Annotated in this window: 24 protein-coding genes, 1 tRNA gene and 2 pseudogenes; 11 read left to right on the top strand and 16 right to left on the bottom strand. The window is 69.6% G+C overall.

Annotated elements, in window-relative coordinates:
• Positions 1-3 precede the first annotated feature (3 nt).
• The 10 genes from ASC95_RS15145 to ASC95_RS15100 all read right to left on the bottom strand — a co-directional run bounded on the left by ASC95_RS15145 (position 4) and on the right by ASC95_RS15100 (position 10,045).
• Positions 4-858: a hypothetical protein gene (locus ASC95_RS15145; protein ID WP_057298554.1), complete on the bottom strand. Its 855-nt coding sequence runs from the start codon at positions 856-858 to the stop codon at positions 4-6.
• 138 nt (positions 859-996) lie between these two features.
• Positions 997-1,689 (bottom strand): GntR family transcriptional regulator, encoded by a 693-nt coding sequence (locus ASC95_RS15140; RefSeq protein ID WP_235537938.1) that lies wholly within the window; start codon positions 1,687-1,689, stop codon positions 997-999.
• Positions 1,686-2,126: an oxalurate catabolism protein HpxZ gene (gene hpxZ, locus ASC95_RS15135; RefSeq protein ID WP_235537937.1), complete on the bottom strand. Its 441-nt coding sequence runs from the start codon at positions 2,124-2,126 to the stop codon at positions 1,686-1,688. Before hpxZ ends, ASC95_RS15140 begins: the two co-directional genes overlap by 4 nt.
• A complete protein-coding gene (gene atzF, locus ASC95_RS15130; protein WP_057298551.1) occupies positions 2,123-3,925 on the bottom strand; it encodes an allophanate hydrolase in 1,803 nt (600 codons plus the stop codon). Before atzF ends, hpxZ begins: the two co-directional genes overlap by 4 nt.
• The gene (locus tag ASC95_RS15125) at positions 3,922-4,608 is read right to left on the bottom strand and encodes a cysteine hydrolase family protein (RefSeq protein ID WP_057298550.1); all 687 of its coding nucleotides are present in this window, start codon (positions 4,606-4,608) and stop codon (positions 3,922-3,924) included. The genes atzF and ASC95_RS15125 overlap by 4 nt, the downstream gene beginning before the upstream one ends.
• Positions 4,605-6,137 (bottom strand): ABC transporter ATP-binding protein, encoded by a 1,533-nt coding sequence (locus ASC95_RS15120; RefSeq protein ID WP_057298549.1) that lies wholly within the window; start codon positions 6,135-6,137, stop codon positions 4,605-4,607. Before ASC95_RS15120 ends, ASC95_RS15125 begins: the two co-directional genes overlap by 4 nt.
• Positions 6,138-6,146: 9 nt before the next feature.
• Positions 6,147-6,839 carry a cysteine hydrolase family protein gene (locus tag ASC95_RS15115; protein ID WP_057299037.1) on the bottom strand — a complete coding sequence of 231 codons (693 nt, stop codon included), beginning with the start codon at positions 6,837-6,839 and terminating at the stop codon, positions 6,147-6,149.
• 17 nt (positions 6,840-6,856) lie between these two features.
• The gene (locus tag ASC95_RS15110) at positions 6,857-7,783 is read right to left on the bottom strand and encodes an ABC transporter permease (protein WP_057298548.1); all 927 of its coding nucleotides are present in this window, start codon (positions 7,781-7,783) and stop codon (positions 6,857-6,859) included.
• Positions 7,780-8,904, bottom strand: a complete 1,125-nt coding sequence (locus ASC95_RS15105) for an ABC transporter permease (RefSeq protein WP_157256332.1) — start codon at positions 8,902-8,904, stop codon at positions 7,780-7,782. The genes ASC95_RS15110 and ASC95_RS15105 overlap by 4 nt, the downstream gene beginning before the upstream one ends.
• Positions 8,905-8,926: 22 nt before the next feature.
• A complete protein-coding gene (locus ASC95_RS15100; RefSeq protein WP_082567824.1) occupies positions 8,927-10,045 on the bottom strand; it encodes a BMP family ABC transporter substrate-binding protein in 1,119 nt (372 codons plus the stop codon).
• Positions 10,046-10,325: 280 nt separating this feature from the next.
• Between ASC95_RS15100 and queC the strand changes: the two genes are divergently transcribed.
• The 3 genes from queC to ASC95_RS15085 are packed head-to-tail and all read left to right on the top strand — an operon-like array spanning position 10,326 to position 12,078.
• Complete coding sequence (gene queC / locus ASC95_RS15095) at positions 10,326-11,030, top strand: 7-cyano-7-deazaguanine synthase QueC (protein WP_057298546.1); 705 nt, start codon at positions 10,326-10,328, stop codon at positions 11,028-11,030.
• Positions 11,027-11,572: a LemA family protein gene (locus ASC95_RS15090; RefSeq protein ID WP_057298545.1), complete on the top strand. Its 546-nt coding sequence runs from the start codon at positions 11,027-11,029 to the stop codon at positions 11,570-11,572. Before queC ends, ASC95_RS15090 begins: the two co-directional genes overlap by 4 nt.
• A gap of 29 nt (positions 11,573-11,601) precedes the next feature.
• On the top strand, positions 11,602-12,078 hold the full coding sequence (locus ASC95_RS15085) for a TlpA disulfide reductase family protein (RefSeq protein WP_057298544.1): 477 nt from the start codon (positions 11,602-11,604) through the stop codon (positions 12,076-12,078).
• A 149-nt stretch (positions 12,079-12,227) separates the two neighbouring features.
• Here ASC95_RS15085 and folE read toward each other — a convergent pair whose 3' ends face one another.
• Positions 12,228-12,923 (bottom strand): GTP cyclohydrolase I, encoded by a 696-nt coding sequence (folE, locus tag ASC95_RS15080; RefSeq protein WP_057298543.1) that lies wholly within the window; start codon positions 12,921-12,923, stop codon positions 12,228-12,230.
• A 43-nt stretch (positions 12,924-12,966) separates the two neighbouring features.
• Here folE and rsmB point away from each other — a divergent pair, with 43 nt between their 5' ends.
• The 7 genes and pseudogenes from rsmB to ASC95_RS15050 all read left to right on the top strand — a co-directional run bounded on the left by rsmB (position 12,967) and on the right by ASC95_RS15050 (position 18,531).
• Positions 12,967-14,295, top strand: a complete 1,329-nt coding sequence (rsmB, locus tag ASC95_RS15075; RefSeq protein ID WP_057298542.1) for a 16S rRNA (cytosine(967)-C(5))-methyltransferase RsmB — start codon at positions 12,967-12,969, stop codon at positions 14,293-14,295.
• Position 14,296: 1 nt separating this feature from the next.
• Positions 14,297-14,860, top strand: a complete 564-nt coding sequence (locus ASC95_RS15070) for a DUF4390 domain-containing protein (protein ID WP_057298541.1) — start codon at positions 14,297-14,299, stop codon at positions 14,858-14,860.
• On the top strand, positions 14,857-17,145 hold the full coding sequence (locus ASC95_RS15065) for an ATP-binding protein (protein WP_057298540.1): 2,289 nt from the start codon (positions 14,857-14,859) through the stop codon (positions 17,143-17,145). The genes ASC95_RS15070 and ASC95_RS15065 overlap by 4 nt, the downstream gene beginning before the upstream one ends.
• Before the next feature lie 6 nt (positions 17,146-17,151).
• Positions 17,152-17,520 (top strand): annotated as a pseudogene (locus ASC95_RS32550) (response regulator); the annotation flags it as partial.
• A gap of 141 nt (positions 17,521-17,661) precedes the next feature.
• A pseudogene (locus ASC95_RS32545) lies at positions 17,662-17,847 on the top strand (helix-turn-helix domain-containing protein); the annotation flags it as partial.
• Between the two features lie 77 nt (positions 17,848-17,924).
• Positions 17,925-18,000: transfer RNA gene (locus ASC95_RS15055), tRNA-Phe, on the top strand.
• Positions 18,001-18,306: 306 nt separating this feature from the next.
• Positions 18,307-18,531: a hypothetical protein gene (locus tag ASC95_RS15050; RefSeq protein WP_057298538.1), complete on the top strand. Its 225-nt coding sequence runs from the start codon at positions 18,307-18,309 to the stop codon at positions 18,529-18,531.
• Between the two features lie 59 nt (positions 18,532-18,590).
• Here the strand turns inward: ASC95_RS15050 and ASC95_RS32270 are convergent, their stop codons facing one another.
• Positions 18,591-18,713 carry a hypothetical protein gene (locus tag ASC95_RS32270; RefSeq protein ID WP_255355267.1) on the bottom strand — a complete coding sequence of 41 codons (123 nt, stop codon included), beginning with the start codon at positions 18,711-18,713 and terminating at the stop codon, positions 18,591-18,593.
• 45 nt (positions 18,714-18,758) lie between these two features.
• Complete coding sequence (locus tag ASC95_RS15045) at positions 18,759-21,398, bottom strand: excinuclease ABC subunit UvrA (RefSeq protein ID WP_057298537.1); 2,640 nt, start codon at positions 21,396-21,398, stop codon at positions 18,759-18,761.
• A gap of 194 nt (positions 21,399-21,592) precedes the next feature.
• On the opposite strand from ASC95_RS15045, the gene ASC95_RS15040 reads away from it, so the two are divergent.
• Positions 21,593-22,282: a hypothetical protein gene (locus ASC95_RS15040; RefSeq protein WP_057298536.1), complete on the top strand. Its 690-nt coding sequence runs from the start codon at positions 21,593-21,595 to the stop codon at positions 22,280-22,282.
• Positions 22,283-22,375: 93 nt separating this feature from the next.
• On the opposite strand, the gene ASC95_RS15035 is transcribed toward ASC95_RS15040, so the two are convergent.
• The 3 genes from ASC95_RS15035 to ASC95_RS15025 form a co-directional block, all read right to left on the bottom strand.
• Complete coding sequence (locus ASC95_RS15035) at positions 22,376-23,512, bottom strand: MFS transporter (protein WP_082567822.1); 1,137 nt, start codon at positions 23,510-23,512, stop codon at positions 22,376-22,378.
• Positions 23,509-23,970: a thioredoxin family protein gene (locus ASC95_RS15030; protein WP_057298535.1), complete on the bottom strand. Its 462-nt coding sequence runs from the start codon at positions 23,968-23,970 to the stop codon at positions 23,509-23,511. The genes ASC95_RS15035 and ASC95_RS15030 overlap by 4 nt, the downstream gene beginning before the upstream one ends.
• 71 nt (positions 23,971-24,041) lie before the next feature.
• Positions 24,042-25,007 (bottom strand): PHB depolymerase family esterase, encoded by a 966-nt coding sequence (locus tag ASC95_RS15025; RefSeq protein ID WP_057298534.1) that lies wholly within the window; start codon positions 25,005-25,007, stop codon positions 24,042-24,044.
• Between the last annotated feature and the right edge of the window lie 4 nt (positions 25,008-25,011).

The following is a 25,011-nucleotide window of genomic DNA, read 5'->3' as shown; positions in this document are numbered from 1 at the left end:
CCTTTAGAAGTGGTACTCCGCGCGGATCATCGGCGTCTTCGCGAAGGCCCCAGATCCGGCCGGACCCTTGTACGGGTTGCCGAACTTGTTGCGCCAGTACTGGTACTCCAGCCCCACCTTGAACTTGTTCGGCGTCGCGCCGGTGGCGGCGCCCACGTCGTACATGATCTGGCCGTCGAAGTTGGTCTCGGGGCCTGTTGCGCCGCCGAACTCGTCCGTGCCCTTGCTGGCGATGTAGTTGGCAAAGCCTTCGAAGGCCAGGGGCAGCTTGCCCAGCGGGATGCTCCAGGCCGCCGTCAGCATCACATGGCTCTTGTAGTTGTAGCGCGGCGTCGCCGTGCTGCTGAACTTGTTGTACGGCGCGTTGCTTTCCTTCAGCAGCAGCAGGCTGACGTTGAGGAAGCCAGGCACGTCCATCATCAACGTGGGGCCGAGCACGAGCATCTGCTTGCGCGAGTTGTAGCCGGCATCCACCTTCACGTTGGCGTCGAAACCGGCGGTGAGACCCACGCCACGGACAGGGCCGAAGGCAATGGGGCTGCCGGTGATCTTGCCGAAGTCCAGCGTGTGGCGATAGACGATATAGACCTCGCTGGCACCGCTGCCCGAGTTGGGGCTGGACGGGTCGCGCTTGTCGGACAGCAGCAGGTCGACGTTGAAGAAGTTGGTGCCGTAGGCGTAGCCGCTGGCATGGTTGAGGTCAAGGATGTTCTTGTGGATGTCGTTCGTGCCGAAGGGCTCGGCAAACTTGGTGCCGTAGCGGTAGCCGATGGAGGTGTCGGCCCAGTCGGCGGCCTGGGTGGCGCTGGCGGCGAAGGCGGCGAGGGCGGTGCAAAGCAGGCGTGCGGTGGGTTTCAAGGCAAAGCTCCTAGGGGGTGGATGAAGAACGCGTGAATTGACTCTTGGCGGCCGGCATCGCCAGGGCCGCTCGCACGAGCCGGCCTGGCGGGTTCATGCAATTCATGTGCCATTCGGATGCGATGTGGGCGCGCGGCATCAGCTGCTCCGCCTGGCGCGGTAAAGCATGTCGAGCGTGATGTGCCGCACTTCGAGCTTGCTCTGCTGGATGTGCGCGCGCAGCAGGCGCTGGGCTTCATCGGTGCGGCGCCGCGTGATGGTGCGCAGGATGCGGGCATGCTCGTCGTAGGTCGCATCGACGCGCGCGGATTTGGTGAAGTCCAATCGCCGGATGATGCGGATGCGTTCGGTGATTTCCCTGTGCACGCGGACCATCTCGCGGTTGCCGCTGCCCTGCACCAGCAGCGCGTGGAAGCGCTCGTCCAGCGCGCCCACCTCGGCAGCATCGGCCAGCCGCTCGGCAGGTGGCACCAGCCAGATGTCGGCCAGTTGCTGCAGCTCGGGCCGTTGCTCGCGCTCGCAGAGGTGGCGTGCGGCCTCGCACTCGATGAGGGTGCGCAGGTCATAGAGCTCATCCATCACGTCGAAGTCCAGCGGCGCCACCTGCCAGCCCAGGCGCGGCAACAGTTGCAGGAAGCCCTCGCGCTCCAGCCGCTGTAGGGCGGCGCGCAGCGGCGTGCGGCTGACGACGACGCGCTGCGCCAGCTCGGTCTCGGAGACGCGGTCGCCGGGCATCAGCGCAAAGTCAAAGATCATCTGCTTGAGCCGCGTGTAAGCCTGGTCGGCCAGGCTCGGGGCTTCGGCGGGCGGGGAGGGCGCGCGCTGGGTCACGGCTGGGGCACGGGAGCCCCGGGCTCCACGATGGTTGGCGTGCCGCATGCGAAGGGAATCATGCTGACGTGGGCTGCCACGATGCGCCAGCCCTCGGGCAGCCGCACCCAGGTCTGCGTCTGGAAGCCGCGCAGCGGCGTGTCGCTGCGCACGAACTCGACCTGCGCCACCGCCATGTCGGGCCCGAAGGCGTGCAGGCGCAGGTGCTCCAGCCGCCGCGTGAAGGCCGGCGCGGGCGTGGCGGCGCGGTAGGCCTCCAGCTCGGCGATGCCCCATTGCCGGTCGGCGATGCCGTAGCGCGTGACGCGCGCGTCCTGCCAGAAGAAGGCGTTGAGCGCGGCCACGTCGTTGCCCATCAGCGCCTGCTCGTAGGTCTCGAACACGGCGCCGAGCTCGGCCAGCACGGCCGGGTCGTCGAAATGGCTTGGGTCCATCATGGCGCGGCAAGGAAGGCGCGCCAGCCACCGTGATGGCTGATGTCGGGTGCGCCCTGCAGCGCGGCGCCTTCGCAGATGAAGCCCTTGACCCAGCGGCCGTCGGCCAGCTCCAGGTTGCCCAGGCCCAGCGGCGGCGGGATCAGCGCGAGCAGCGAGCCGACGCTGGCTACCGGCAGTTCGTAGACCTCGACCTCGATGGCATGGCCGGCCTCGCCTTCGGGCGCACGGGCCAGGCCGGGCTTGGGCGGCACGGTGCCTGGCAGCGCGTGCAGGCGGTAGCGCGGTGCCGTTTGCGTGCGGACCTGCAGCCGCGCGCCGCGCTCCTGTAGCTGGCCATGCAGCGGCAGGCCCTGCAGATGGGCGCCGACGACGGCCAGCAGCAGCGTCGGCTCGGCCCGGGGCAGGGCTTGCACGTGGCGGTCGGCCGGGCGGGCCTCGCGCAGGCGCGCGCCCAGCGACGCGGGGCCGGCAGCCTCCCAGCGCAGCCCGAAGTCGACCAGCGCCGCTTCGGCCCCGCCGGGGGCGATCAGCGTGACGCCGAAGGGCAGCGGGGATTTGTCATCGGGCAGCTGGCAAGGCAGGGCCAACGCCGACCAGCCCAGCAGGTTGACGAAGTTGGTGTAGCGGCCCAGCTCGCTGTTGCGCAGCACCGGCTCGGCGGCCACGGCGGCGCGCGTGGGGCAGGTGGGTGCGGTGGGCACGAGCAGCGCATCGACCTGCTGCCACAGGCTTTGCAACTCGGCGCGCAGGCTTTCCAGCTTGTAGCGGCCACGGAAGGCCGCCACCGCGTCGTGGTTGCCCCCCTGCGTGATGACGCGGGCCACGGTGGGGTCGAACGCCTCGGGTTCGGCGGCGAGCAGGGTGTCGACCACGCTCAGCCGCTCGGCCACCCAGGGGCCTTCGTACAGCAGCTTGGCGACTTCGAAGAGCGGCTCGAAGTCCAGCTCCACCAACTCGGCGCCCAGCGCGCGGGCGCGGTCCTGCGCGGCCTCGAAGGCGGCCGGCCAGCCCAGGGCGGCATTGCAGCCGGGCTCTCTTGGCACGCCCAGGCGCAGCGCCGCGCGGGCGCCGCCCAGCCACGGCGGCCGCGGCGCGGCGACGTGAAAGCGCGCCTCGTCTCCTTGCGCGCCCTCGAATAGCGAGAAGGCGAGCGCCGCGTCGGCCACGGTCAGCGCGAACACGCTCACCACGTCCAGCGTGCGGCAGGCCGGCAGCACGCTGCGCATGGGCACGCTGCCCGGCGTGGGCTTAAGGCCCACAAGGTGGTTGAAGCCGGCCGGCACGCGGCCCGAGCCGGCGGTGTCGGTGCCCAGGGCCAGCGGCACCAGGCCGCGCGCCACCGCCGAGGCCGAGCCCGAGCTGGAGCCGCCGCTCACGTACTCCGGCGCGAAGCTGTTGGGCACTTCGCCGTAGGGCGAGCGGGTGCCGACAAGGCCGGTGGCGAACTGGTCGAGGTTGGTCTTGCCGATGACGACGGCGCCGGCCACCTGCAGGCGCTGCACGCAGGTGGCCGAATGCTCGGGCTGGTGCGCGAAGGCCGGGCAGGCGGCCGTGGTGGGCATGCCGGCGACGTCGATGTTGTCCTTCACCGCCAGCGGCACACCCCACAGCGGGGTGGCGGGCCCGCGCGGCGGCAGCGCGGCGAGCTGCGCGACGAGCTGCTCGGGCGTGCAGCGGTGGATCCAGGCCGCGTCGGTGGGCTCGAGCCGGGCCAGCAGGTCAGTCAGCAGGATGTACGGGCTTGCGCCTGCGGCGTAGGCGGCCTGCCAGTCGGCGACGGTGTGCAGGGTTTCTGTCATGTGATCGCTTCGATGACTGCGCTCGACGGCGCCGCCCAGCCGACGATGGCGCCCTGGGCCGTCAGCATGGCCAGCGCGGCGGCCTTGAACTCAGGGAAGTAGCTGGCGGTGCCGTCTTCGATCAGCAGGCACTCGTAGCCGCGGTCGTTCGCTTCGCGCATCGAGGTCTGCACGCAGACCTCGGTGGTCACGCCCATGAAGAGCAGGTGGGTGATGCCGCGCTCCTTCAGCAGCGCGTCCACCGGCGTGGCGTAGAACATGCCCTTGCCGGGTTTGTCCACCACCAGTTCGCCGGGCAGCGGCGCCAGCTCGGGAATGATCTCGGCGCCGGGCTCGCCGGCGATGAGGACGCGGCCCATCGGCCCGACATCGCCGATGCGCAGCGAAGGCTGGCCGCGCAGGCGCTTGGCCGGCGGGCAGTCGCTGAGGTCGGGGCGGTGGGCTTCGCGGGTGTGCAGCACCACGCCGCCCTTTCCGTCGTTCAAGGCTCGCCAGGCGTCGAGCATGCGGCGCACGGTGGGCACGATGGCCTGCAACCGCGTCACGTCGTTGCCCAGGCTGGCACCGAAGCCGCCGGGCTCGATGAAGTCGCGCTGCATGTCGATGACGACCAGCGCCGTGTGCGCCGGGTTGAAGGTGTAGGGAAAGGGTTGCGCGGTTGCCAGCGTGAGCAGCGTGTTCATGCGTGCCCCTTTCCACCCATGAATTCGCCGAGCGACTGGCGCGTGGCCTCGGCGGCCGGCACGTCGTGCACGATGCGGCCTTCGCTCATGACGACGATGCGGTCGGCCAGCGCCAGCAGCTCGTCCAGGTCTTCGCTGACCAGCAGCACGGCGGCACCCCGGTTGCGCGCGGCCGTCAGGCGGCCGTGGATCTCGGCGACGGCAGCGAAGTCCAGCCCGAAGACGGGGTTGCTGACCAGCAGCAGCTCGGACTCGCCCGCCAGCTCGCGGGCCAGCACGGCGCGCTGCACGTTGCCGCCCGACAGCGTGCGAATGGCGGCGCGCTCGCCCTGGGTCTTGACGCCGTACTCGGCGATCCATTCGCGCGCACGCTGGCGCAGCGCGCCCCAGCGCACCAGGCCGCCGCGCGACCAAGGTGCCTCGTCGAAGCTGCGCAGCGCCATGTTCTGCGCCACGCTCAAGGGGCCGACGCAGGCATTGGCCAGCGGCTCCTCGGGCAGGCTGCGCACTTTTCGGGCGCGGTTCTCGGCGCGGCGGGCCAGGAAGGGCTGGTCGTCCACCATCACCCGGCCGGCGAGGCGGGCGCGCTGGCCCACCAGGGCCTGCATCAGCTCGCGCTGGCCGTTGCCGCTGACGCCGGCAATGCCGACGATCTCGCCGCGCCGCACGTCCAGGCTCAGGGCACGCACGGCGGGCTCGCCGCGGTCGCCCATCACGTCCAGGGCCTCGATGGCGAGCTTGACCTCGCCGGGCGGGCGCGTTTCGCGCACCCACGCCGGGCTCATGACGGCGCTGCGGCCCTCGCCCACCATCGCAGTGGCCAGGCTGTCGGGCGTGCAGTCGGCCACCGCGCCGGTGGCCGCCAGCGCCCCCTTGCGCAGCACGCTCACGTCGTCGGCATAGGCCATCACCTCGCGGAACTTGTGCGTGATCATCAGCACCGAGCAGGCCATCGCGTGCGCCTGCTCGCGCAGCGCGCCCAGCACTTCGTCGGCCTCCTGCGGCGTCAGCACCGAGGTGGGCTCGTCGAGGATGAGCAGGCGCGGCTTGAGGAACAGCTGCTTGAGGATTTCGAGCTTCTGCCTCTCGCCGGCCGACAGCTCGCCGGGCCAGGCGTCCAGCGGCAGGCGAAAGGGCGCCGTGTCCATGAAGGCCTGCAGCTCGGCGCGGGCAGCCTTCCAGTCCACGACCATGGGCAGGTGGCCGCGCGCCAGCAGCAGGTTCTCGGCGACGCTCATGCCGGGCACGACGGTGAAGTGCTGGTAGACCATGCCCAGGCCGAGGTCGCGGGCCACGACCGGCGAGGCGATCTCGCGCTCGCGGCCGTCCACCAGCACGGCGCCGTCGTCGGGGCGGTGGTAGCCGACGATGGCCTTCACCAGCGTGCTTTTGCCGGCGCCGTTCTCGCCCAGCAGCGCATGCACGGTGCCGGGCCGCACGGTGAGGGAGACGTCATCCAGCGCCGTGAAGCTGCCGAAGCGCTTGGTGAGGCGGTAGGTATCGAGCTGCAGGGCGTGTGGGTGGGACATGGCCGCGGCTCAGAGTTGCGCCAGCAGGTCGAGCACGGCGGCCGACTCGGCCACGGCGCCGAACACGCCGCCCTGCATCTGGATCATGCTGAGCGCGGCGGCGTGGTTGCCAGGGTCGGTGGCGCCGGTGCAGTCCGACAGCATCAGGCACTCGAAGCCGCGGTCGTTGGCCTCGCGCATGGTGGTGTGCACGCACACGTCGGTGGTGATGCCGGTGAGGATGAGATTGCGGATACCGCGCGTGTGCAGCACCAGCTCCAGGTCGGTCGCGCAGAAGCTGCCCTTGCCGGGCTTGTCGATGACGGGCTCGCCCGCGGCGGGGTAGAGCTCGGGAATGATGTCCCAGCCCGGCTCGCCGCGCACGAGGATGCGGCCACAGGGCCCGGCGTCGCCGATGCCGCGGCCCTCGGTGCCAATCTGCCGCGAGCGCCACAGCTTGTTGGCGGGCAGGTCGGCCAGGTCGGGGCGGTGGCCCTCGCGCGTGTGGATGACGTGCATGCCTTTGCTGCGCGTGGCGGCCAGCAGCACTTTGAGCGGTTCGATGGGCGCGCGCGTCAGCGACAGGTCGTAGCCCATCTTGTCGACATAGCCGCCGATGCCGCAGAAGTCGGTCTGCATGTCGATGATCACCAGCGCGGTATTGCGCGGCGTGATGTCGCCGTCGAAGGGCCAGGCATAGGGTTTTGAACGCAGGGTCGGCATGGTCGGGTTCCTTCGGTTCAACGGGACACACCGAGTTCGGCGGGCGCACCTTTGAGGGACTGGCTCGGCGTGCAGGTGGCCACGAGGATGAGCAGGGTCAGCGCGTAGGGCATGGCGTTGAACAGGTAGTAGCCGCCGCTCACGCCCACGCTCTGCAGCGCCGGGCCGATGGCGCCCGCGCCGCCGAACAGCAGCGCCGCGCCCAGGCAGCGCCACGGGCGCCAGCGCGCATAGATGACCAGGGCCACGGCGATCAGGCCCTGGCCGCTGGACAGGCCTTCGTTCCAGCTGCCGGGGTAGTACAGCGACAGTGACGCCCCGCCCAGGCCGGCAATGGCGCCGCCCACCGTGGTGGCGGCGATGCGCACCCCGTTGACCGAGTAGCCCAGCGCCCGTGCGGCGTCGCTGCTGTCGCCGGCCATGCGCACGACCAGCCCCCAGCGCGTGTTCTTGAAGCCCCAGGCCAGCAGCGCGGCCAGCGCCACGCCGATGGGGAAGAGGGCGTTGACCGACAACGCCGTCTGCACGGCGGACGAGTCGCTCCAGGCGCCCAGCGGCAGCGACGGGATCTGCGGCGCCTGCGGCTGGATCAGTGGCTTGCCCAGGTAGAAGGCCAGGCCAGCGCCCAGCAGCATCAGCGCGATGCCGGTGGCGATGTCGGACACGCGCGGCAGCGAGCACAGCAGCCCGTGCAGCAGGGCCAGCAGCGCGCCGCAGCCGCCGGCCGCCAGCACGCCCAGCCACGGCGAGCCGCTGAGGTAGGCGCCGCCGAAGCCGGCCATGGCGCTGAAGACGAGCACGCCTTCGAGGCCGAGGTTGATGCGGCCGCTCTTCTCGGTCAGGCACTCGCCCAGGCTGACGAAGAGGAAGGGCGTGCCCACGCGCAGCGCGCCACCAACGACGGCGAGCAGCAGGTCGGGGATGACGTTCAGCGCCAGACTCATGCGACCCCCTGGACGGTTGCGGCCGGGGCGGCCGGAGCGGGCCGCCTGGCCACGGCGCGCGGCGCAAACAGCCGCCCGCGCAGCGCCTCGGCCGCGAGGATGAAGACGAAGGCGAAGCCCTGCAGCACCAGCACCGAGGCGTCGGGCAGGTCCAGCCGGCGCTGCAGCAGGCTGCCGGCCGCCGCAAAGCCGCCGAACAGCACGGCCACCGGCGGGATGGCCCAGGGGTTGTGGCGGGCCACGAAGCTGACCAGGATGCCCGTGTAGCCCAGGCCGGCGATCACCGAGGCATTGGCCGCCGTGTGCACGGCCGCCACCTCGATGGCGCCGGCCAGGCCCGCCGCCGCGCCGCCGAGAGCGCAGGCCAGCAGGATGAGGCGGTCGGTGGGCAGGCCGACGAGACGGGCGGCCCGGGCGTTGCAGCCCACCACGCGCATCGCGAAGCCCGAGGCGCTGAAGCTCAGCCAGGCGCCGCAGGCCAGGCACAGCACGACGCCGATGACCAGGCCCCAGTGCACGTCGCCCAGCCAGGACTCTATGGCCGCGTCGCCCATGATGGGACCGATGCGCAGGCTTTCAGCCAGCGGATGGGTGGACGGCTTGTTCAGGCTCGCCGGGTCGCGCATCGGCCCTTCGACGAAGTGCTTGAACAGCGCGATGGCGATGTAGGAGAGCAGCAGGCTGGAGATGGTCTCGTTGACGCCGCGCCACTGGCGCAGCCAGCCGGAGAGCATCACCCAGCCGCCGCCGAGCAGCGCACCGGCCGCCAGCACCATGGCGCTGCCGATCACGTTGCCGGGTGGGCCGAAGAGATAGGGCAGGCCGGCGCAGCCCAGCGCACCGAGCACCAGCGCGCCCTCGCCGCCGATCATCGTCAGCCCGGCCTGCGCGGGCAGCGCCACGGCCAGTGCGGTGAGCATCAGCGGCGCGGCGCGCAGCAGCGTGTTCTGCCAGGAGAAGGCGTCGCCGAAGGCGCCGAGGAAGAGCAGCTTCCAGGCCTCCACCGGCGAGGTGCCGCCCAGCCACACGAAGACGCCAAACAGCAGCAGCGCGGCCGTCAGTGCGAAGACGGGCAGCAGCAAGGCTTCGGCGAAACCCTGCGCTCTTGAGTTGGCGACCATGGTGGCGGCTCCTGGAGCGGGGTCACACCTTGCCGATGACGCCTTCGACGAGGTAGTTCATGCCCTCCAGCTCCATGTCGGTCTGCTTGAACACCTTGCCTTTTGGAATGACCACCTTGCCGGTGTTGTCCTTGAGCTCGCCCTTGAAGATGTCGAAGCTGCCCTTGAGCATCTCGGCGCGCACGGCCTCGGCCTGCTTGCGCCCGCCCTCGGGCACCGAGCTGCCGTAGGGGCTGCTCTTGACGAAGCCGTCCTTGAGCCCGCCGCGCACGAAGTTCGGGTGCGGCTTGCCGGTCTGCGCGGCGTCGATGATCTGCTTGTAGGCGGTGATCCAGTTCCACTCCGCGCCCGTCAGGTAGGCCTGCGGCGCCAGCTTCGCTTGGCTGGCGTGGTAGCCGCAGACGAACTTGCCACGTTTGGCTGCTGTCTCGACGATGACCTTGGGGCCGTCCACATGCATCGTGAACACGTCCACGCCCTGGTCGGCCAGGCTGTTGGTGGCCTCGGCCTCCTTGACCGGCATGCTCCAGTCGCCGGTGAAGATCACCGTCGTCGTGATGTCCGGGTGCACGCTGCGCGCGCCCATCGTGAAGGCGTTGATGTTGCGCAGCACCTGCGGGATGGGCTTGGCGGCGATGAAGCCGAGCTTCTTGCTCTTGGTCACGTGGGCCGCCACCACACCGTTGAGGTACTGCGCCTCGTCGATGTAGCCGAAGAAGCTGCCGGCGTTCTTGGGGTGCTTGGCCGCGTCCCACAGCCCGCCGCAGTGCGCGAAGCGCGCGTTGGGGTATTTGGGCGCCAGCGCCAGGATGTGCGGATCGAAGTAGCCGAACGAGGTCGGGAACAGCAGTCCCGCGCCGTCCTGGGCGATCATGCCCTGCATCGTTTTCTGCACCGCGTTGGTTTCGGGGACGTTCTCCTCCTCCACCACCTTGATGCCCGGCATCTTCTTCACCAGCGCCGCGGCCTCGGCATGCGCCTGGTTGTAGCCGTAGTCGTCCCGCGGCCCCACGTAGATGAAGCCCACGGTCAGCGGCTTCTGGGCTTGCGCCAGCCCGCTCCAGCCGGCGGTCATCACGCCGGCTCCCGCAGCGCCCAGGCTGCCCAACAATTCCCGGCGGTTCCATTGCGATCGCTTCATCCAGGCTCTCCTCAAGTTGTTTGACCCACGAAGTGCGCCGGTTGAGTTCCGGCTTGTGTTCAATGCGGTATACAAGCATGTGCCGTGCCAGTCCGCCCGCCTGGGAGAGGTGGGCTGGACGCGCACATGGGCGGTGCAAAGTCGCGCCGCGCAGGGCGAATCGGGGGCGCGCAGGCACGGCCGAGGTGCCTGTAAGCCGGCTCTTGAAGGTGCCGAACCGGCGCGCCGGCATCCGGCCTGGCGCCGGGCATGGCTGGAGTGGCCGGGTAGCATCCCGGCCATGACCGACAACCGCAAAGCCCTGGTGCTGTTTTCCGGCGGCCAGGACTCCACCACCTGCCTGGCCTGGGCCCTGGACCGCTTCGCCGAAGTCGAGACGCTGGCCTTCGACTACGGCCAGCGCCACCGCATCGAACTGGCCTGCCGCAACACTGTCCGCGCCGAAATCGCACGCCAGTTCCCGCATTGGGCCGGCAAGCTCGGCGCCGACCATCTGCTGGACCTGTCCCTGCTCGGCCAGATCAGCGACACGGCGCTGACGAGTGAGCGCGCCATCGAGCTGCAGGCCAACGGCCTGCCCAACACCTTCGTCCCGGGCCGCAACCTGCTGTTCCTGACCTTTGCCGCGACGCTGGCTTATCGCCGTGGCGCGTCGGTGCTGGTCGGCGGCATGTGCGAGACCGACTTCTCGGGCTACCCGGACTGCCGCGACAACACGATGAAGGCCATGCAGGTGGCGCTCAGCCTGGGCCTGGACACGCCCATGACGCTGGACACGCCGCTGATGTTCATCGACAAGGCGGCCACCTGGCACCTGGCCGAATCGCTCGGTGGCCAAGCGCTGGTGAAGCTCATCGTTGAGGAGACGCACACCTGCTACCTCGGCGAGCGCGGCGAGCTGCACGAGTGGGGCCATGGGTGCGGCCACTGCCCGGCCTGTGCGCTGCGGGCAAAGGGCTTCGCGCAGTACAAGGCCAGCGCATGACCGCCTGGAGCTGGGCCGGCGTCGCCGGGGCGGCGCTGCTGTTCTTCTGGGGCATTGGTGCCTACAACCGCCTGATGTCGCTGCGCAATGTCATCGGCGAGGCCTTTGTGCAGCTCGATGCCCACCTGAAGGACCGCGGCGAAGTCTGCGACAAGCTGCTCGCGGCCGTGGCGCCGCGGCTCTCCAGCGAGCAGGCGACGTTCGATGCCTTGGCGAGCGCACAGGCGGAATCGCAGGCCGCAGCTCTGGCCTCGCGCAGCAAGCCCTGGGCGCCCGACCCGGTCGGCAGCCTGGCCGTGGCCAGTGCACTGCACGCCGCGGCGCTGACCCGCCTGCTGTCCCTGCTGGACCACCAGCCCGAGCTGCGCAGCGAAACCGAGATTGACGGCCTGGTCAGCGAGCTGAAGCTGATCGAGCGCCAGCGCGCATTCGCGCGGCAGGTGTTCAACCAGGCGGTAAGCCAGTACAACGAGGCCTTGCACCAGTTCCCGACGCGGGTGCTGGCCAATCTTTATGGCTTCAGCGAGGCGCGGTCGCTGTAAGGTTTGACGGGCTGGCCCGACTGAGCGGCATGCGCCCGCTCATCACCGCCTTCTTGTTCTTCATCAGCCTGTCGGCCGCCGCCCAACCGGCGCGGCTGAACGGCAACACGCTGGACGGCCAGCGCTTCAGCCTGGAGGCGCTGCGTGGCAAGGTCGTCATGCTGTTCTTCTGGAACACCGACTGCACCCCCTGCATCCAGAAGATGCCCGAGCTGCGCGCCAATGCGGCCGGCTGGCGCGGCAAGCCCTTCGAGCTGGTGCTGATCAGCACGGATCGTGAACGGGCGAATGCATTGGCCTATCTGCAGACGCTCAAGCAGATCGAGAAGAACGGGCCGCCGATGCCGGCGTTGTGGGCAGGTGACCTGACCTTCAGCGCGCCATTGGCAGCGCCCGCCACCGTGCCGCTGACCCTGGTCATCGACGTCAAGGGCGCGGTCGTCGCGCGGCATGCCGGGCGCATCGCGCCGGAAGCCTGGGACGACGTCGCCGGGCTCCTGCCATAGTCCTGAATGGTTTTGGGCCGAGCGCCGGGCCGCTCCCAAGCCGGCCCGTTAGGCGATGTGCTCGCGGCTCGATGCCGCGAGCATCGGCGTCCCCTTGGGGGACCGATCAGGCGCGCCTGCGTTCAGCAGGGAGAGACTGGGCGAGGGGTTCACGATTTCTTTGGCATCAGCGACAGGAATTCCCGCCGCAGGTTGGCGTCCGTCAGGAAGGCACCGCGCATGACGCTGTTGGTCATCGCGGCCTCGATGTCCTTGACGCCGCGCCAATGCATGCAGAAGTGGTCGGCCTCCATGACGACGGCCAGGCCGTCGGGCCGCACGCGGGCCTGAAGTTCGTCGGCCAGCATGATCACGGCCTCTTCCTGGATCTGCGGGCGGCTCATGATCCAGTCAGTCAGGCGCACGTACTTCGACAGGCCGATCAGGTTGGAATGCTCGTTGGGCATGATGCCGATCCACACCTTGCCGATGATGGGGCAGAGGTGATGGGAGCAGGCACTGCGCACGGTGATAGGCCCGACGATCATCAGCTCGTTGAGGCGGCTGATGTTGGGGAATTCGGTCACCGCGGGCGCCTGCGCGTAGCGGCCGGCAAACACCTCGCGCACGAACATCTTGGCGACGCGCTTGGCGGTTTCCTGCGTGTTGTGGTCGCTGTCGGTGTCGATGACCAGGCTCTTCAGCACTTCCTGCATGCGGGTCTGCACCTCGGCCTGCAGCGCGTCGAGTTCACCGGGCTCGATGTAGGCGGCGATGTTGTCGTTGGCGTGGTGGCGGCAGTTGGCCGACACGAGGCGGTAGCGGATGCGTTCGGAAACGGGCGCGTCGGGGGCAGGTGCATTCATGGGCGCGAATTCTCCGGCCAAAGCCCCCTCCTACACTGGCGCGATGTCCCAAAGCCCCCAAGCCGGCTCGATGTCGGCCCCCCTGCATCGGCTGCTGTCCCAGGCTGCCGATGCTGTCCAGGGCGTGCGCGAGGGCAAATCCCTGACCGAGTTGCTGGGCCGCGTGCCCGCCGACCTGCGCCCCGGCACCCAGGCCCTGGCCTTCACGGCACTGCGCCGGCTGGGCGCCGCCGAGGCGGCCCGCCAGCAGCTTGCGCCCAAGGCACCGCCGGCGCGTGTCGACGCGTTGCTGCTGACTTCGCTGGCCCTGCTCTGGCCCGACCCCGAACCGGCCTACACCGATCACACCCTGGTCGACCAGGCCGTCAAGGCCGCCAAGCAGCGCGCGCCGGCCAGCGCGGCCTTCATCAACGCCGTGCTGCGCCGCTTTCTGCGCGAACGCGGCGCCATCGTCACCGCCGCCGAGCGCAGCCCGCTGGGTGCCTTCAACCACCCGGCCTGGTGGGTCGAGAAACTGCGGCTGGACTGGCCGGCCCAGTGGCAGGCCATCCTGGCCGCCAACAACCGCCCCCCGCCGATGACGCTGCGGGTGCACGCCCAGCGCGCCACGGCGGATGACTACGTGAAGCGCCTGGCGGCCGCCGGCATCGCGGCACGGGCCCTGGGCGCCCCCGCGCCCCAGGCCGTCGTGCTGGACAAGCCCGTGCCCGTGTCGGCCCTGCCCGGTTTTGCCGAGGGGCTGGTGTCCGTGCAGGACGCGGCCGCCCAGCTCGCCGCTCCGCTCGTCGTCGGCGCAGGCCTCAAGCCGGGTGCGCGGGTACTGGATGCCTGCGCCGCACCGGGCGGCAAGACGGCCCATCTGCTCGAATTGCAGCCCGACCTGCAGCTGACCGCCCTGGACGCCGACGCGACCCGCCTGACCCGCGTACAGGACAACCTCAACCGCCTGCAACAGCAGGCGACGCTGAAGGCCGCCGACGCCCGCCAGCCAGCCACCTGGTGGGACGGCCAGCCCTTCGATGCCATCCTGCTCGATGCCCCCTGCAGTGCCTCCGGCATCGTGCGCCGCCACCCCGACGTGCGCTGGCTGCGCCGGCCCGATGACATCACCGCCCTGGCCCGCATCCAGGCCGAGCTGCTGGACGCGCTGTGGCCGCTGCTCGCGCCGGGCGGCCGCCTCGTGTACGCCACCTGCTCTGTCTTCCGTGCCGAAGGTCAGGCCCAGCTCGACGCGTTTTTGCAACGCCAAACTGACGCCAAGTCCCATGCCGTGCCCGGGTTCACGGGTCACCTGCTGCCCCTGGCTGACAATGGCCTGCAACTGTTGCCGCCCCTGGACGGCTTCTTCTACGCCCTGCTGACCAAGCCCTGATTTGTTCGCCCGGATCGCCATCGCCGCCTTTTTTGCCGTGCTGCTTGCCCTGACCCCCGGGCCGGCGCGGGCAGACGGCATCGAGCTGTCCCAACTGGCCACGCGCCGCGCCGACGACGGCCTTGATCTCAGCTTCACGACTCATTTCGAGCTCAGCCACGCCGCCGAAGACGCGCTGCACAAGGGGGTGCCCCTGTACTTCGTCGTTGAAGCCACCGTGCTGCGCAACCGCTGGTACTGGCGCGACGCCCGCGTCGCCCGGGCGGAGCGCACCTGGCGCCTGTCCTGGGATTCGCTGACGAGGCAGTACCGCGTCTCCACGGGCGGCCTGCATCAGAGCTTCACGGGGCTGGACGATGCGCTGACCTTGCTGCGCGGCCAGAGCGCCTGGCATATCGCCGAGCCCAAGGACATCGAAGACAGCGGCAGCTACTACCTCGAGTTCAGTTACCGGCTCGACATCAGCCAGCTGCCGCGTCTCATGCAACTCGGTGGCTTGCAGTCGGGCTTTGCGCTCAGCATCGAGCAAAAGCGCAACTTCGCGCCTGACTTCAGCTTGAAATGACCAAGGTCGCTCGATGGGGCTGGGTCATCACGCTGGTGACCCTCACGGGCGTGGCCGGCGTGCTGGCCTTCGTGCTGATCGTCGGCACGACCTCGGAACGCGGCTTCTTCGAGCGCCACTACAACTGGCTCTACTGGGTCAACGTCGCCGTTGCCGCGGTGCTGACCCTGGTCATCCTGACGGCCGCAGTGCGCCTGGTCGTGCGCGTGCGCCGCGGGCGTTTCGGCAGCCGGCTGCTGCTGAAACTGGCGGGCATCTTTGCGCTGGTGGGCATCGTGCCCGGCGTGATGATCTACACCGTCTCCTACCAGTTCGTGAACCGCAGCATCGAGACCTGGTTCGACGTGCGCCTGGCCAGCGCGCTCGAGGCCGGTCTCAACCTCGGCCGCGGCACGCTGGATGCGATGGTGACCGACCTCGGCATCAAGACGCGCGACGCCGCGGATCAGCTCGCGGAGAGCAACACGCCGCAGCTGCTCGGGCTGGAGCGCGTGCGCGACAAGCTTGGCGCCCGCACCGTCGCCCTGGTAGGCGGCAACGGCCAGATCCTGCTGGAAAGCGGTGGCGACACCCGCCAGCTGACGCCCGACCGCCCCAGCAGCACGATGCTGCGCCAGGCGCGCGGCGGCAACGTGGCCAGCCAGCTCGAAGGCATGGAAGACGAGACCGCGGCCCTGCAGGGTGGCGCCCAGATCCGCACGTTGGCCCTGCTGCCCAACACCGAGCTGCGCCTGGGGCTGGGCGAGCGCTACCTGATGGTCATCCAGCGCATCCCGGCCAGCATGCTGACCAATGCCCTGGCCGTGCAGACGGCCAACGCCGAATACCAGCAGCGCTCGCTGGAGCGCGTCGGCCTGCGCCGCATGTACCTGGGCACGCTGACGCTGGTGCTCATCCTGGCCACCTTCGCGGCCCTGCTGCTGGCCGTGACGCTGGGCAACCAGCTGGCGCGGCCGCTGCTGATGCTGGCCGACGGCATGCGCCTGGTGGCGCAGGGCGACCTGTCTGTGCGCCCCGTGCTCGCCTCGCGCGATGAACTCGGCGGCCTGACACGCTCCTTCGCCGACATGACCGGCCAGCTGGCCGACGCGCGCGCGCAGGTGTCGCACACCGTGGTCGAACTGGACGCCGCCCGTACCCACCTTCAGACCATTCTCGACAACCTGACCGCGGGCGTCCTCGTCATCGACGCCGACGGCCACCTCGAAACCGTCAACCCCGGTGCGACGCGCATCCTGCGCCTGCCGCTGTCTGCCTACATCGGCCGCCCGCTGGCCGACCTGGCGCCGCTGGCCGAGTTCTCAGCGGCGCTGGACCAGCGCTTCGAGCAGCATCTCGGCCGCGACAGCGGCGAGCGCGACATGGATCGCGAGCTTTGGCAGGACTCCTTCGAGCTCAAGCTCGACCCCAAGCAGGACCCGCTGACGCTGCTGGTGCGCGGTGCACCGCTGCCGCAGGCCGCGCGCCTCGTTGTCTTCGACGACATCTCCGAGGTGGTCTCGGCCCAGCGCTCGGCCGCCTGGAGCGAAGTCGCGCGCCGCCTCGCCCACGAAATCAAGAACCCGCTGACGCCCATCCAGCTCTCGGCCGAGCGCATGCAGCACAAGCTCGAAGCCAAGCTCGAAGGCGCCGACCAGGCGATGCTCGTGCGCTCGGTGGCCACCATCGTCAACCAGGTGCAGGCCATGAAGCAGCTCGTCAACGAGTTCCGCGACTACGCCCGCCTGCCGTCGGCCCAGCTCAAACCCCTGGACCTGAACGAGCTGATCCATGAGGTGCTCAGCCTCTACGCCGAGCCACAGGAGAAGGGTCGCCTGGCCGCCGATCTGGCGTCCAACCTGCCCCTCATCAAGGGTGACGCCAGCCAGTTGCGCCAAGTCATCCACAACCTTGTGCAGAACGCGCTGGACGCCGTGCACGAGCGCCCCGATGGCCATGTGGCCGTGCGCTCCTCGCTCTCCGTGACCGAGGGCGGCACGCCGCGTTCGGTACGCCTGCACATCGTTGACAACGGCCCCGGTTTTGCCGAGAAGGTGCTCAAGCGCGCCTTCGAACCTTATGTGACAACCAAGGCCAAGGGCACCGGCCTGGGCCTGGCCGTCGTGAAGAAAATTGCCGACGAACACGGCGCCCGCATCTCCTTGCGCAACCTGCATCCGGCTTCCGATGCGGGTTCTCCCCCGGACGGCAGTCAGGAGGCTGTCGTGACTGGCGCGCAAGTTTCGCTATCATTTTCGAATCTGGCACCTGCCACCGAGCCCGGTGCACAGGCTGCCAAGACCTAAGGATTCATGGCCACGATTCTTGTTGTCGACGACGAACTGGGCATCCGTGCCCTGTTGTCCGAGATCCTCAGCGACGAGGGACACACCATTGAGCTTGCCGAGAACGCCACCCAGGCGCGGGCGGTGCGTGAACGCATGCGCCCGGATCTCGTGCTGCTCGACATCTGGATGCCCGACGTCGACGGCGTGACGCTGCTCAAGGAATGGGGCAGCGCCGGCGTGCTGACCATGCCCGTCATCATGATGAGCGGCCACGGCACCATCGACACGGCGGTGGAGGCCACCAAGTTCGGCGCCATTGCCTTCCTCGAGAAGCCGATCACGCTGCAGAAACTGCTGCGGGCCGTCGAGCAGGCGCTGGTCAAGACGGCCCCGCCGCGCCCCGCGCCGGCTGCGGTCGGCATGGTCAGCTATGCCCGCCCAGAGATGAGCCCGATGCAGGCGGCACCCACGAGCCTCGCGGGCAACAGCCATATGCCGGGCAACGCGCTGGCGTCCGAGCAGAGCTTCGAGCTCGACCGCCCGCTGCGCGAGGCCCGCGACGCCTTCGAGAAGAGCTACTTCGAGTTCCACCTCGCCAAGGAAAACGGCTCCATGACCCGCGTCGCCGAGAAGACCGGCCTGGAGCGCACCCACCTCTACCGCAAGCTCAAGCAGCTGGGCGTCGACCTGAGCCGCAACAAGCGCGGCAGCGGCGGCTGACGTAGCAAAAGCCACGCAGCCTGTGCTACAGTCGCGGACTTCGCTGAACGGCGCCAGCCATTCGGGAAGCAGATCAAGGCCTGGTAGCTCAGTTGGTAGAGCAGCGGATTGAAAATCCGCGTGTCGGTGGTTCGATTCCGCCCCAGGCCACCAGACAAGAACGGCACCCTTCGGGGTGCCGTTTACGTTTGGGGGTCTGGGGCGGATGAGAACCACCGAGTGGTTCGCTCAAGGCAGTCCGGTGGACTGCCTTGGACGTGGCCTGCGGCCACGGGCCGAGCGCCCAGCGAGGCCGAGGGATCGGTCCGACCGATCCCGAGCATTCCGCCTGTCGTCGCGGGGCATAGACTTCGCCGAAGCTACAAGCACTTAGAGCAAGCCCCGCGTAGTTCGTCTACCCGGGGCTTTTCTACAATCGGGCTACCCATCTACAAACGGCGGGACGCAGGGAGTGGACAGATGCAAGAGTTGCTGCGGGAGCTGTACTCCGAGCAGCCGACGGGAGAGCTGTTTCACTACACAACTTCCGCTGGTCTGCTCGGAATCGTCCAGTCTGGTTCGATCTGGGCGACAGAGGCCCGCTACCTGAACGATGCGACAGAGCTGTCAAACGCTTTGGAGCGAATTGGTGCAGAGGCGGGTGAATGCGCGAAGGGTTGGCAGGCCATGAAGCGCAGTGCTTAGAAGCACTTGGCGAGTGGTGCCGCTTTCGACGCAGTGACGTGCACTCAGTATTCGTGTCGTCATTGACGCAAAACGGCAATCTTCTCAAACGTGTCGAGCGGCTTGCCGTCGTCACGCTGAATCAACCAGGCGCTCAGACGCTCGCGCGGCCTGGCGTTGATCCGTTCGATCAACTGGGCCAACTCCCCGGTGATCTCGATGGCCCGCTTGGGACTGAGCGACCGAGGCTAGAGGCGCAGTTCGCGCCTGAGGAAAGACCCCGTCCTGCTTTTCGCCGCCGCCGCCACGGCCTCGGGCGAGCCGTGCGCGACCATCTTTCCGCCGTCCGCGCCGGCCCCAGGCCCGACATCGATGACCCAATCGCAGGCCGCCACGACGCGCATCTCGTGCTCGACGACGATGACGGTGTTGCCCGCATCGACGAGGCCGTTCAGCTGCACCAGCAGCTTGTCCACGTCCGACGGGTGCAGGCCGGTCGTCGGCTCGTCCAGCACATAGAGGGTGTTGCCGCGCTGCGCCCGCTGCAGCTCGGTGGCGAGCTTGATGCGCTGGGCCTCGCCGCCGGACAGCTCGGTGGCCGGCTGGCCCAGGCGCAGATAGCCCAGGCCGATCTGCTGCAGCAGCGCCAGCGGGCGCGCGAGCACCGCTTCCTGGGCGAAGAAGCCCTGCGCCTCGTCCACCGTCATCTGCAGCACGTCGGCGATGCTCCTGTCGCGCAGGCGGACCTTCAGCGTCGCCTCGTTGTAGCGCGCGCCGTGGCAGGCTGGGCAGGGCGCGTAGACGCTAGGCATGAAGAGCAGCTCGACGCTGACGAAGCCCTCGCCCTCGCAGGTCTCGCAGCGGCCCTTGGCGACGTTGAAGGAGAAGCGGCCAGCGTCAAAGCGCTTCGCCCGTGCGGCGGAGGTGGCCGCGAAGAGCTTGCGCACATGGTCGAACAGGCCCGTGTAGGTGGCCAGGTTGGAGCGCGGCGTGCGGCCGATGGGCTTCTGGTCGACCTGCACGAGGCGGCGGATGTGCTCGGCGCCGGCGCTGATGCGGCCCTGAGTGGTTTCTCGTGCCGGCTCCTCGTCGTCGTCATCGGCCTCGGGCGCCGGCGGCTCGTGGCCCAGCGCCTGGCTGACGAGGTCGACCAGGGCCTGGCTGACGAGACTGGACTTGCCCGAGCCGGAGATGCCGGTCACGGCGGTGAAGCAGCCCAGCGGGAAGTCGACGGCGATGCCGCGCAGGTTGTTGCGCGTCACGCCGGTGAGTTGCAGCCAGCCGCGCGCCGGGCGGCGCGGCCCGCGAACCGGGCTCTGCCGGGGAAAGAGATAGGCCGCGGTGCGGGAGGCCGTCACTGCTTCCAGCCCCGCGGGCGGGCCGCTGTAGAGCACCTCGCCGCCCAGCTCGCCGGCGTCGGGGCCGACGTCGACGATCCAGTCCGCCTCGCGCATCAGGCCGAGGTCGTGCTCGACGATGAACAGGGAATTGCCCGCGGCCTTCAGGTCTTTCAGCGCCTGCAGCAAGGCTTCGCCATCGGCGGGATGCAGGCCGGCCGAGGGCTCGTCCAGCACGTAGATGACACCGAAGAGGTTGGAGCGGATCTGCGTGGCAAGGCGCAGCCGCTGCAGCTCGCCGCTGGACAGCGTCGGCGTGGCGCGGTCCAGCGACAGATAGCCCAGGCCCAGTTCGATCAGCGTCGTCAGGCGCGCCAGCATGTCGTGGGCGATGCGCTGGGCGGCGATGAGCTTTTCCTCCGACAGGTTGGGCGTGCGGCGCACGTCCGGTGCGGCGGCGTGGGCATTGCCACCAGCGGCGAACCGCTGGGCGGTGTGCGCCTGCGACGTCTTGCGGCTCACGCCATGCCCATGAGCCGCCGCATGCGCCGCGCCGGCGGCCGTCGGGCGCAGCACCTCGGCCAGCTCGCGCAGCGGCATGCGCGACAGCTCGCCGATGTCCCGCCCCTCGAACGTGATCGACAGCGCCTCGCGCTTGAGCCGCTTGCCTTCGCAGGTCGGGCAGTCGCTGGCCACCATGTAGCGCGACACGCGGCGCTTCATCAGCGCGCTCTGCGTCGTCGCGAAGGTGTGCAGCACGTACTTGCGTGCGCCCATGAAGGTCCCTTGGTAGCTCGGCTCCATGCGGCTCTTCAGCGCGGCGCGGGTCTCGGCGGGCGTGAAGCCGGCGTAGACCGGCACGGTGGGCTGCTCGTCGGTGAAGAGGATCCAGTCGCGGGTCTTCTTCGGCAGGTCGCGCCAGGGGGTGTCGACATCGTGGCCCAGGGTGACGAGGATGTCGCGCAGGTTCTGGCCGTGCCAGGCCGGCGGCCAGGCGGCGATGGCGCGCTCGCGGATGGTGAGCGACGGGTCGGGCACCATGGACGCCTCGGTCACCTCATAGACGCGGCCCAGGCCGTGGCAGGTCGGGCAGGCGCCTTGCGGCGTATTGGGCGAGAAGTCCTCGGCGTACAGCATGGGCTGGCGCGACGGGTAGTGGCCGGCGCGCGAATACAGCATGCGCAGCAGGCTGGACAGCGAGGTGGCGCTGCCGACCGACGAGCGCGCGCTGGGCGTGCCGCGCTGCTGCTGCAGAGCCACGGCGGGCGGCAGGCCGTCGATGCTGTCGACCGCCGGCACGCCGACCTGGTCGATGAGGCGGCGCGCATAGGGCGCGACGGACTCGAAGTAGCGTCGCTGCGCCTCGGCATAGATGGTCGCGAAAGCCAGCGACGACTTGCCGGAGCCGGACACGCCGCTGAACACCACCAGCGCGTCGCGCGGCACGTCCACGTCGACGTTCTTCAGGTTGTGCTCGCGGGCACCGCGAACGCGCACGAAACCCGAGGGAATCACGAACGACCTCCTTGCTGACGTGAGGCCCCTAACCATGCGTCGAAATGGCGGCCGCACCTGTAGGACAACTTCCTGCACGCCTGCGCGCGGCCATACTTCGCAGGATGAGCCGCGCCCGCATCTTTCTGCCCCTGGCTTTGCTGGTTGCCGCTGCAATGGGCACTGCATCGGCGGGTGTCGCCTGCGACCGCACGCCGCTGCCGCCGGCGACCGCATAGGCGCCGCAGCGCGTGCTCTTCGTCGGCAACAGCTTCCTGCACGGCCATGTGCCGCCGGTGCTGCACTACAACGCGGCGCGCGTGACGGATCTGAACGGCACGGGCTATGGCGGCGTGCCGGGGCTGTTCAAGCAGCTCGCCGATGACGTCGGGCTGTATGTCGACGTGGTGAGCGAGCTGCTCAGCGGACAGACACTGCAGGTCCACTTCAACGACAAGCGCGCGCTGATCGCCAGTCGGCCCGGGGACATCGTCGTGCTGCAGGAATACAGCACGCTGAGCCCGCAGCGGCCCGGCGACGCCACGGCCTTCATTGCCGCGGCTGGACGGCTGGAAGCGGCGGTGCACGGCGTGAACCTGGCTGCGCGCGTCTACCTGCTGCAGACCTGGGCGCGCGCCGACCAGGTCTACCGCATGCCTGGCGGCCGCTGGGCCGGCAAGACGCTGGAGGCCACGCAGGGCGGCCTGCATGCGGCCTATGCGCAGGCCATGGCGCGCGCCTCGTGCATTGCCGGCGTGCTGCCGGTGGGCGATGCGGCGCTGTGGGCGGTGCAGGAGGGCGTGGCCGACCGCGACCCTATGACGGCATCGCCCCCGGCAAGATCAATGTGTGGGGCGACGACAGCTACCACTTCAGCGCCTGGGGCAGCTATCTGGAGGCGCTCGTCATCTTCGGCCAGCTCAGCGGGCGCGATCCGGTGAGCCTGGGCGAAGCGAACCGCGCCGGGCGCGACCTGGGCCTCAGCGCCGCGCAGATCGACGCTGCACAGGCGGTAGCGTCGCGCCAGTTGGGCTTCAGGCCCCGCGCATGGCCCGCTTCGCCGACAGCGCCATGAAGACGGCGAACACGACGACGACGACCAGGCCGGCCGTCAGCGACGAATGCTCGGCGATCAGGCCGATCAGCGGCGGGCCGGCCATCATGCCGAGGTAGCCCACGCCCGACACGGCCGCGATGCCGTGGGCCGACGACACGCCCGGCGCCTGCGACGCCGCGCTGAAGATCACCGGCACGACATTGGACAGGCCGAGGCCGACCAGCGCAAAGCCGATCAGCGCGACCGCGGGTGAGGGCACGGCCAGCGCCAGCGCCATGCCGGCGGCCGCCAGCACACCGCTGGCGCGCATCAGCTGCGTGCTCGACAGGCGGGCGCGCACCCAGTCGCCGCCGAAGCGGCCCACCGCCATCGCGCCGCTGAAGCTGGCGTAGGCCAGGGCCGCGGTGCCGGGTTCGCTGGCGCGCTCCTGCTTCATGAACAGCACGCTCCAGTCGTACATCGCGCCCTCGGCGATCAGGCCCATGGAGGCCAGCACGCCCAGCAGCAACAGCGGGCCGCGCGGCAAGCTGAGCGGATGTTTTTCCTCGGCCGCCTTGTCAGGCACGGGCAGCATGGCGCGGCTGCCCAGCAGCACGACGACCGCGCCGATGCCGGTGGCCACCAGCAGATGGGCCTGCGGCGAGAGGCCGAGCGCAGGTGCTGCGCTGCCCAGGCCGGCGCCGGCCATGCCGCCGAGGCTGAACATGCCGTGGAAGCCGCTCATCAGTGGTCTGGCGGCCAGGCGCTCGATCTCCGTGGCCTCGGTGTTGATGGCCACGTCGACCAGGCTGCCGGTGATGCCAAAGCACAGCATGACGGCCAGCAGCGCGGCGTAGGCCGATCCCGCCAGCAGGCAGGCGATGGAGGCGCAACAGGCCACGCCCATGGCGGCGGAGACGGCGCGAGGCCCCCAGCGGCCGACAACGCGGCCCGCCTGGGCCAGGGCCATCAGCGCACCGACGCCGCCGGCCAGCATGGCGATGGCCAGCGCCTGCTCACCCAGCCCGTAGTGGGCCTTGACGGTGGGGACGTGGACGCCCCAGGTCGCGAACATGACGCCGAGCACGAAGAACTGCGCGCGCAGTGCGCGCGACGCACCGGTGACGGTGCTCACTTCGCGGTCGTGCTGATGCGGGTGAAGAAGTCGTAGACGCCCTGGTCACCCATCTTGCGGGCGTCGGCCAGCTCGCCGCCTTCGGTCGCGTAGAGCAGCTTGCCCTGCGGTGACAGTACGGCGACGGCCGGGATGCCCTTCTTCAGCGGCACGCGGTAGCCCTCGGCGATGTCGACGTTGCGGTCGAAGCGGCCGACGTCGACCTTGACGACCTTGAAGCTCTTGGCGATCAGCGGGGCGCTGGGGCCGTGCTTGAAGGTGTTGTCCAGCATGCGGCAGTCGCCGCACCAATTGGCGCCGAAGACGACCAGCACGGGCAGCTTGGCCTTGTCGGCCTCGGCCAGCGTGGCGCGGATGGCGGCCTTGGCGTCGACGCCTTCGTCGTAGATGGCCGGCGGGCCGCTGGCGATGGCGGAGAGGCTGGTGGCGAGGAGGAGGGTGGGGGTCAGGAAGCGCATGGCGGTGGGGGCGCGGTGGGTTCGTGCAGCGCAGTATGGGTCAGAAAATTGGAAGCGATTCCAGCAGGGGCTTAGCGCGCGGTCTGCTCGAAGAAGCGCCAGATCGCGTCGTTGGCGTCCAGCGCCTGCGAGGCCGCCTCCTTGCCGCGTCGCACGTTTTGCGCGCCGGGCCAGGAATGGCCACCGGTCTCGGTGACGCAGAGTTGCACGGCCACGCCGCCACTGCAACCGGTGTGGACTTCGCAATAGGCGCCGGCCTTGTCCAGCGTTCGCTGGGGAGCGGCCGTGCAGTGGTCGCGCTGCACCCAGCGCGAGACGGTCTCGGGCACGGAGATGAAGCTCATGACCTTGCCCTCGTCGCGAAACGCGCCTGCGCCGGCGCCGCCGTCGAAGAGCACGTGATCGTCGTCCCGGGCGTGGATGTGCAGCACCGGGATGGGCCGGCTCGGCGTGCAGCTGGCGGTCGCGTCGGTACCGGCGACGGACGCGACCGCGCGGAACACGTCGGCCGCCTCGCAGGCCAGGCGATGGCTGAGCATGCCGCCGTTGGACATGCCGGTGGCGAACACGCGGGCGGCATCGATGTTGTAGCGGGCCTGGAGGGCTTTCACGACGGCGCGCGCGAAGGCCACGTCGTCGACCTTGCGGTCGCGCGCATCGCCGCAACAGCCGCCCGCGTTCCATGTGGCGAATTTCCCACCCGGCAGCTTGCTGTAGCCATTGGGAAACGCGACGACGAAGCCCGCCTCGTCGGCCTTCTTCTGCAGGCCATACTTCCCGTCGTCGGCCATGTACTCTGCATGGCCGCCGCCGCCGTGGAAGGCCAGCACCAGTGGCGCGGGCTTTGCTGCGTCATAGCCGGCGGGCAGGTGGACCAGCACCTTGCGATCCTGGACCTGCAGCTCATGCAAGGCGCCGCTGCCCTTGTCGGCGCGGCGTTCCTCGATGCGGGCCTTGATGCGTGCGCGCAGCGTCCCTTCGGCCTGCGCAGTCGGCAGCAGCGCAAACAGCACGACGGCAAGCGCCAGCCCGCGCATGGGC

The sequence above is a fragment of the Pelomonas sp. Root1217 genome, from assembly GCF_001425705.1.
In the GTDB taxonomy this organism is placed as follows: Bacteria; Pseudomonadota; Gammaproteobacteria; order Burkholderiales; family Burkholderiaceae_C; genus Pelomonas.
The sequence above is the reverse complement of the archived record's forward strand: the minus strand, read 5'-3'. Positions and strand labels throughout refer to the sequence as shown.

What these genes read in the sequence shown, in the direction of transcription:
- hpxZ (WP_235537937.1), bottom strand. Translation starts at nt 2,126, where the DNA reads ATGATGGACCCAAGCCATTTCGACGACCCGGCCGTGCTGGCCGAGCTC.
- atzF (WP_057298551.1), bottom strand. Translation starts at nt 3,925, where the DNA reads ATGACAGAAACCCTGCACACCGTCGCCGACTGGCAGGCCGCCTACGCC.
- ASC95_RS15125 (WP_057298550.1), bottom strand. Translation starts at nt 4,608, where the DNA reads ATGAACACGCTGCTCACGCTGGCAACCGCGCAACCCTTTCCCTACACC.
- ASC95_RS15120 (WP_057298549.1), bottom strand. Translation starts at nt 6,137, where the DNA reads ATGTCCCACCCACACGCCCTGCAGCTCGATACCTACCGCCTCACCAAG.
- ASC95_RS15115 (WP_057299037.1), bottom strand. Translation starts at nt 6,839, where the DNA reads ATGCCGACCCTGCGTTCAAAACCCTATGCCTGGCCCTTCGACGGCGAC.
- ASC95_RS15110 (WP_057298548.1), bottom strand. Translation starts at nt 7,783, where the DNA reads ATGAGTCTGGCGCTGAACGTCATCCCCGACCTGCTGCTCGCCGTCGTT.
- ASC95_RS15105 (WP_157256332.1), bottom strand. Translation starts at nt 8,904, where the DNA reads ATGGTCGCCAACTCAAGAGCGCAGGGTTTCGCCGAAGCCTTGCTGCTG.
- ASC95_RS15100 (WP_082567824.1), bottom strand. Translation starts at nt 10,045, where the DNA reads ATGAAGCGATCGCAATGGAACCGCCGGGAATTGTTGGGCAGCCTGGGC.
- queC (WP_057298546.1), top strand. Translation starts at nt 10,326, where the DNA reads ATGACCGACAACCGCAAAGCCCTGGTGCTGTTTTCCGGCGGCCAGGAC.
- ASC95_RS15090 (WP_057298545.1), top strand. Translation starts at nt 11,027, where the DNA reads ATGACCGCCTGGAGCTGGGCCGGCGTCGCCGGGGCGGCGCTGCTGTTC.
- ASC95_RS15085 (WP_057298544.1), top strand. Translation starts at nt 11,602, where the DNA reads ATGCGCCCGCTCATCACCGCCTTCTTGTTCTTCATCAGCCTGTCGGCC.
- folE (WP_057298543.1), bottom strand. Translation starts at nt 12,923, where the DNA reads ATGAATGCACCTGCCCCCGACGCGCCCGTTTCCGAACGCATCCGCTAC.
- rsmB (WP_057298542.1), top strand. Translation starts at nt 12,967, where the DNA reads ATGTCCCAAAGCCCCCAAGCCGGCTCGATGTCGGCCCCCCTGCATCGG.
- ASC95_RS15065 (WP_057298540.1), top strand. Translation starts at nt 14,857, where the DNA reads ATGACCAAGGTCGCTCGATGGGGCTGGGTCATCACGCTGGTGACCCTC.
- ASC95_RS15050 (WP_057298538.1), top strand. Translation starts at nt 18,307, where the DNA reads ATGCAAGAGTTGCTGCGGGAGCTGTACTCCGAGCAGCCGACGGGAGAG.
- ASC95_RS15045 (WP_057298537.1), bottom strand. Translation starts at nt 21,398, where the DNA reads ATGGTTAGGGGCCTCACGTCAGCAAGGAGGTCGTTCGTGATTCCCTCG.
- ASC95_RS15030 (WP_057298535.1), bottom strand. Translation starts at nt 23,970, where the DNA reads ATGCGCTTCCTGACCCCCACCCTCCTCCTCGCCACCAGCCTCTCCGCC.
- ASC95_RS15025 (WP_057298534.1), bottom strand. Translation starts at nt 25,007, where the DNA reads ATGCGCGGGCTGGCGCTTGCCGTCGTGCTGTTTGCGCTGCTGCCGACT.